Below are 7,018 nucleotides of genomic sequence, written 5' to 3' on the forward strand. Positions count from 1 at the left end.
TCCTTTATCACCCCGTGGGCAGCTCAATCCATACCGATGTGCCCTGCCCGGGTTCGCTCTCGATCCGCAGGATGCCTCCCAGCAAGCGCGCCCGCTCCTGCATCGTCCGCAACCCCATCCCGATGGGATGATCCGGGCGCATCCCGATCCCATCGTCGCACACACCGATCCGCAGACGACCATCCTCGATCCGGGCTTCCAGCTTTGCCCGCCGGGCTCGGGCATGACGGATCACATTACTCAGGGCTTCGGTGAGGATCGCCGCCAGATGGGCCCCCTGCTCCGGCTCCAGAGGCAAGTCCGGAACATCGATCCGCGCCTCGATATCGATCATGCTCCGGAACCGGGGATCCCGAGCGATTTCCTCCAGTAATGAGCGCAGACGGTCCGGATGGGAGACGCCTTGCAGAGTGGAAATGTAGAGTCGGACATCCTCGATCGCGCGGTTTAAGGTGAGAAGAATGTGATCCAGAACCTGGTTTGTAGAAGAATCCGGCTTGCCCTGTTCCCGCAGGGCCTCCACCAGCAACCCGGCTGCGTAGAGCTGCTGAAGGATGCGGTCGTGAAGATCCCGACCGATCCGCTCTCGCTCCAGGGTCAGGATGTTCGCTCGCTCCATCTCCTCGACCCGCCGATCGATCTCCACCTCGAAAATCTCCAGGGACCGCAGGAGGGCAACCAGAAGGATCAGGCCGAGCAGAGACCGCCAGACCGGCATCGGAACTCCTAATGCCTGAAACACCACCGTCTCATTCAACACGTTGCCCGGGAAAAAGGGCACAAGAGGCCCGAAGAACCCTCCTGCAATCCCGTAGCCCGCCATCGCCAGGCCTGCGATCCGCAGGGTCCGGATGATGTGCGGAAGATCCAGCGGTGCGATATGCCGATGGGCATGGACCCGGAGGCCATAGGCGGCGACCAGCCCCCCCGGCAACCCCAGACTGTAGCGCGCTAAGGCGGCGGCCATCGCATGCCAATCTTCAATCTCCGGAACCATGGCCAAACCCAAATAGAACGGCCCCAGCAGCCAGAGGACGAAGATCCAGGTGGGAACCCAGAAGGACCACCGCCACGCTGGAGGCAAAGGGCTCAACGTGCCGAGCCCGAAATGGAACAGACAAAGAAAGGACAGGGCCAGAAGGAACACCTGAGCGATATGTAGCAACTTAACCAGGAAGTCAGACAGGTAGGTCGCCTGGATCGGGATGAACACATCGCCCCACTCATGGAGGCCGTGGAGGATTCCGAAGAGCGCCAGCCAGGGGAGAGCCTGGGCCAGCCGCAGCCGGCTGTGACGCATGCTCTGAATGGCCATGATCACGCCGAGGGTGAAGAAAACCTGGCCATATACGGAATACACAATAATTCGATTTGTTTCGAAAAAGGCTTGTAACGCCTCGCGCACGGGGACCCCTCCTTCCCAACTCGCGGCAAAATGGACCTCCATAGATGGGCGAGGTCACCGAAGGCGGCCTCGCCCATCTGCTCCCAGACCCTCTCGCAGAGAGGCATTCCCCAGACCGGATTAACGCGAGGAAGAACGAGTGGCGCGACGCAACCAGCGACGCATCAGCGCCTGGCGCACATACTTGCGATAGAGCAAGCCGGTCAGGGTCTGGATCAGGCGATGGAGTTCCCGAAACCGCCCGATCCGTTCCGCATCGGTATCCAGATCCCCGACCAGGGGGGCGTAGAGCGCCACATCATGACGGACCTGCGCGCGCACCAGCCGCACATAGAAGGCCAGGTTCTGGCACGTGATGCCCATCGCCTCCAAGTCCCGCACCACCCGCATCAGCGCTACGTCTTCGAGATCGTAGCGCCGCTCCCCTCCCGACTCTCCACTTGGCAACAGGCCCAGCGCCTCCATTCGTTGCAACCGCTCCAGGGGGATCCCGGCCCGGCGGGCCGCTTCCTCGGCCGTTAAGGCGACCAGCTTTTCCCCTTCGGATTCCTGAAGAACCTGCAACAGTGCTTCAACGGCTCCCATGTTCAGCGCCGGATCCTCCTCCAGACGGTCCAGCATGGCCCGCACGACGGGAAGCGGGAGCCGATGCCGGGCCCGAAGGTTGAGGATCAGGGCCAGCCGCTCTACATCCATCGGGCAATACAGGCGATGCCCGCCATGGGTGCGCCGGGGACGGATCAGGCCGGCCTTCTCCCAATAGCGCAGCTTGCTGGGTGTGACATCTGGGAACTGCTCCCGCAGACGGTTGACTACCTCTCCGATTGTCCATAGCCGCTCTTCTCGGTCCATTCGTGCTCGTCCATGTTGATTTGGGGTTTCCGGGAACAGGGCTGGAGGGCTTTGACGCTCATCCCTGCCCCTGCCCCCAAAAAGATTCTCCGGTGGTGCCCAACTCGCAGTGAAGGCGCTGGGCCATCGTCCCCCCCTCTGGATTCCCTTCCCCAAGGCCTCTCAGGCCCTGGGGAGGGGGGATTTTTCAGGAGTCACGCAGTCGAGAACCTGCTGGACAAGGCGGAATGACCCCACCCCTGAAAGCCCCCAGAAGAGGATGAGCTACACGCCTCTATCGAACCTGTAGGCGGACGAGGCCGCCACCCCAACCGCCCATCGGGAACGACATCCGGCCCCGGTCAGCATAACCGGGGAAGAACTGTCTGGGCTTTACCGCGGAAACGCCCGGGATGCTTCCCCCTCGGCGAGCTCCAGCTCCTCCAGCGGCATCCCTTTGCGGGATGGGAGATCCGGCACGCCCAGCCCCATCAGGAGGATCCCCAGCGACAGCACCAGGGCCAGGGCCGGAACCTTCCAGAAGGCCGTTCGGAGCGCTTCTCCTCCGGCTGAAAGGGCCGGGCCTAAGGCGGCTCCCATCACAGCGGCTCCCATCGACCCACCGATGTTGCGGGCGAACAACAACATGGCGGTGACCACCCCCAGCACTTCTCGAGGGGCTTCCTCCTGAGCGCAAACCAGCAAAGCCAGCATCACAATGCCCATACCGGCACCGATGATCAGACCCGATAGGCCCAGGGCAGGCAGGGGGGCCTGCCGCGCCAGCGCCCACGCCCCGAACCCCACGATCATCGCCATCGGCCCCCAGCGGGCCAGCGGTCGGGGCCCCCATCGGGGCAACCATCGAGCCGTCAGCATGCTGCTCACCGTCCAGCCCACCGTCATCGGGGAGAGCAGGAGCCCGCCGATGGTGGCGCTCTGCCCCCGGGCGACCTGAGCGAAGAGCGGGATATATGCGGTCATCCCGAAGAAAGCCATCCCGCCGAGAAGGTTTCCCAGGAAGCCGCGGAAAGCGAACGGCCGCCGCAAGGCCGGGAAGGGGATCAGGGGAAGCGGCTGACGCCGCTCGAAGATCGCGAAACCCACCATGACCAGGGCGGCCAGGATGAGCGCCACCGGGGATTCCAGTTCCAGGCCATAAATGAACGCACCCGCCCCAAGGGCAAACAGCGCCGCACCCTGAACATCCACTCGGCGGCCTGGCTCCGGCGCTGACTCTGGCACCCCGCGGCCCACCAGGAGCATCGCCGCGATCCCGAAGGGCACGTTGAGATAAAACACCCACCGCCAGGAGAAATGGTCCACAATCAGCCCGCCCACCAGCGGCCCAACCAGGGCGGAGAATCCCCACACTCCGCTGATCCACCCCTGCACCCGTGCCCGCTGGCGCAGGGGGTAAAGCTCCCCGACGAGGGTGAAGGTCAGCGTCTGAAGGCCACCGCCGCCCAGCCCCTGGAGCGCCCGCGCGGCGATCAGCATGGGCATTGAACCGGAGGCCCCGCTGAGGGCGGACCCCAGCAGAAACAGGAGGACCGCCGCCAGATAGAGCCGCCTCCGGCCGTAAAGATCAGAAGAGCGGCCCCAGATGGGCCCGGAGACGGTCGCCATCAACAGATAGAGCGCGAAGGGGAAACTATAAAGCGCAACACCCCCCAGCTCCTGGATGACCCGAGGCATCGCCGTGGCCACCACGGTGGCCTCTAAGGCGGCCAGGCACAGGCCCAGGATCAGCCCGGCCGTCACGCGAGCTCGATAGGGAAAGTCGCTCATCCCGACCTCTCAGGGAGAGAATCCCAGAACGTCGCAGGGCCTGCATAGATCAATCGCGTTCCCTCCACGCGCGCCCACGGGGTCAGACGATGCGGTTCCCGATGCTGAAGGTCCCGGATATGCTCCACCCGGATCCCGCGCACGAGGAGCGCATCGGCGATCAGACGCCGGTGGCACCGCCACGGGAGCGCCTCCGCACACATGAGCGCGATACGGACCTGAGCCGCCTCGGTGGCCACTGCCTCAAGAGCAGCCTGAAAGATGGGCGTCTCCATATGATCCGCATACCCCTGAAACCCCGCCGTCTTCCACACGGTGTGAATCGAATCCGGACGGGGCATCCGCCGTCCTCCCAGCTCCGGGATATGCCGGTAACCGATGCCGGCAGCAGCCAGCGCCGCCGCCAGCGCGGGTCCGTTGAAATGCGGATGCCGTCGGGAGCTCGGAAACCGACGCACGTCGATCACCTTCTCCACCCCATGCGCCTGGAGGAGCGCCAGGAAATCCTCCAGCGTCCGATTGGAATGCCCGATCGTCAAGATCGTAAGGGTCATCTTGGAATCCCGGCAACGCCCCTGCTGCTGTTTATTGTTCCCAACCACCGGGGTCCCGTCAATTCAACAAAGGCAGCAATCCCCCACCAACCCTAGGATTTCTGATAGTGTTTTGCTGCGAACGGATAAGGAGGTAGGGCATCCTATGGCCCCTCCCCCCTGTATCTGCCCAAAACTCCCTACGAAACCGGAGGTGCAATCCGCTACAAGGAAACACGACCAGATTCCTTATGGATCTTCATCCGGGCAAACTGGACTGCGGACCAATTCGCCGATCCGCTCATCCGGGGGCCTTAAGGGCAGGGCCGTCTTCACCGGCCCCATCTGCCCTTCAAGCTAAGGGCGCTCCACCGATAGCCCAGTCCGCTGCCAGAACTCGCCGCCCGGAACCGGGATCCGCCGGACCTTTCCTTCCTGTTCCAGACGTTCCATTTCCGCGCGCATGGCTTCCCGGCCCTGACCCTGGATCTCCGCAAGCTCCCGCGTCGTCAGCGGGCCATAGTCCGCCAACAGGATCACCGGGTCCCGCGGCGGATGCTCCCGTAGCGTCGGCGCCAGCTGGTAGAGGATCTCCCGGTAAGTCCCGTAACGGCGATGGCCTACAACCAGAACAGGCCGCTGGGCGCCGGGAGTTGCCACATGGCCCACATATCGAAACAGCAAGGTGGGAAAGCCGGTCACCCCATACCGGTGGCACTCCTCCAGATCTTCCTGGAACGCCCTTTCCGCCGCCCCGTTCTCCAAATCCGCCCGCCAGCGCTCCACGTCCAGCCCTTCCACCTCGCGCGCCAATATCTCCTGCACATCCCGCCGGGAGATGTTCCGCCGCTCCGTCAACGCGGCCCGACGGAACCGGCGCAGGAGACGTTCCCCGACCGTTTCCCCCTGAAGGAATCCAGCCTTGATCGCGACACAGGCTGGCCATGTCGAAAAGTGCGGGTCATCGAGCTCCAACCATAGCTGCTCGTCGATGGGCTGCCCGGAACGCTCCGAGACCATCCGCCAGTGGGGCGCGACCTGGGCCGGCGTGCGGATGTCGTTCAGGGCATCGTAGAACTCCGCCATATCCCGCACCAGGCCGCCCATCACATAACGGATCCGGATCTGATCCCGGAATGTCTCCCGGATTCGATAGAGCATGGGCTCCGTCGCCCAGCACCACGAGCAATACGGATCCGTGAAATAAGTGATCTCCACCCGCAGGGTCATCCAGGGGCCTCCATCCGAACGCGAATGGTGTTTTCCTTATGCCGAGCGGCATCCCCTCGGCGCCCAACCCCCAGAGAAGACGGCCGGACGAAGGAGAGGCCGCCTTCAACCATCTCCCTCCTCGCCTGAAAGCCCCTCGGGGCATCCAGCATGTCCGGCCAGAAGGAGCACGCGCTCCTCCGGCCACGGGAGGCGTTCGACCCGGAAGACACGCAGGCCTGCCTCCTCCAGCCAGCGTCGAGCCAGCTCCGCCTCGCCGTCTCCGATGACGGTCACGATGATCCATCCCCCCGGTCGCAACCATTCCGACAGCCGGCGGAAGACCCTCCGCCAGCGCGCCGGCTGGAGCAGGAGATCCGGACGCCGGATCAGGATGGCATCGAAACGCCCTCCGAGGGTTTTCGACGAAAGCCGGGCGGCATCCGCGCAGATCCACCGGGCCTCCGGCCAGCGCGCCCGGGCTTGCGCAATCGCCCCTTCATCGAGATCCACGCCGAGGAAATCCACCACCCGTCCGGAGGCCAAGAACTCCCCCGCCTCCTCCGCGGTCCCGCAACCGACATCCAGAAGGCGGATCTCCCCTTCCGGTGGAAGCCAACGCGTCCACATGGCCTTCCGTGCTCTCGTTGAGAGTTGCTGGGGGCCCGGAGCCTTCACCCCCCATGTCCCGACAGGATTAGCCGCACTGTCCAGCAGCCAGATCGCATGCTGGGCCCTCGCCTTCCCATAGGATGACTTCGGGATCCTGGGCGAACGGCTGATCCCACAGGGAGGGGAGCCCGGCGATCCGTCGCCATCCTTCTCCGGATCGCACCCGTTCTACCCGAAGGTCCTCAAAGTAATGATCTAGGACGGCGGCGCGCTCCATCGCCAGCGGTGGAGAGCAATAATCCTCCTCCTCCCATACCGCCTCGCCCGCCTCCGGATCCCAGCGGACGTTCTCCAGGGCGGCCGTCAGAGCCGGGCCGAACGGCTGCATGGCGCGGAATTCCCCCCTTTCCAGCCGGGCCCGCAATTCCGCCACCCGGTCGATCCGCAACCGCGCGCGCACCAGATAGAAGGCCATCGCTTCCTCCAGATCGAGACAGAGAAACAAGCGGGCGAGGCCGCTAAGGCGGCCTCGCCTAGCTGTAAATACCCAAAATGAGGGACGCAATCCGCCTGAGGCACACACCTCCATGTCCATGAGTGAAAGAGCATGCCGTCCCACGGTGCGCCCTTCTCTTCT

7 protein-coding genes are annotated in these 7,018 nt (G+C 64.2%); all 7 read right to left on the bottom strand.

Annotated elements, in window-relative coordinates; all coding sequences use genetic code 11:
* Window positions 1-7: 7 nt before the first annotated feature.
* Window positions 8-1,405, bottom strand: a complete 1,398-nt coding sequence (locus NZM16_RS04870) for a sensor histidine kinase (protein ID WP_295478992.1) — start codon at window positions 1,403-1,405, stop codon at window positions 8-10.
* 120 nt (window positions 1,406-1,525) lie between these two features.
* A complete protein-coding gene (locus NZM16_RS04875) occupies window positions 1,526-2,257 on the bottom strand; it encodes a MerR family transcriptional regulator (protein ID WP_295478995.1) in 732 nt (243 codons plus the stop codon).
* Between the two features lie 372 nt (window positions 2,258-2,629).
* Entirely contained in the window at window positions 2,630-4,027 is a 1,398-nt protein-coding gene (locus NZM16_RS04880) for an MFS transporter (RefSeq protein ID WP_295478998.1), read from the bottom strand.
* Complete coding sequence (locus tag NZM16_RS04885) at window positions 4,024-4,581, bottom strand: DUF488 family protein (protein ID WP_295449926.1); 558 nt, start codon at window positions 4,579-4,581, stop codon at window positions 4,024-4,026. The genes NZM16_RS04880 and NZM16_RS04885 overlap by 4 nt, the downstream gene beginning before the upstream one ends.
* Window positions 4,582-4,917: 336 nt before the next feature.
* Window positions 4,918-5,790, bottom strand: coding sequence for a DsbA family protein (locus NZM16_RS04890; protein WP_295449923.1), 873 nt, complete (start codon window positions 5,788-5,790; stop codon window positions 4,918-4,920).
* 105 nt (window positions 5,791-5,895) lie between these two features.
* Entirely contained in the window at window positions 5,896-6,399 is a 504-nt protein-coding gene (locus NZM16_RS04895; protein WP_295479001.1) for a class I SAM-dependent methyltransferase, read from the bottom strand.
* Window positions 6,400-6,466: 67 nt separating this feature from the next.
* Window positions 6,467-6,856, bottom strand: a complete 390-nt coding sequence (locus tag NZM16_RS04900) for a hypothetical protein (RefSeq protein WP_295479004.1) — start codon at window positions 6,854-6,856, stop codon at window positions 6,467-6,469.
* Window positions 6,857-7,018: the final 162 nt, after the last annotated feature.

The sequence above is a fragment of the Thermoflexus sp. genome, from assembly GCF_025055495.1.
Classification (GTDB): Bacteria; Chloroflexota; Anaerolineae; order Thermoflexales; family Thermoflexaceae; genus Thermoflexus.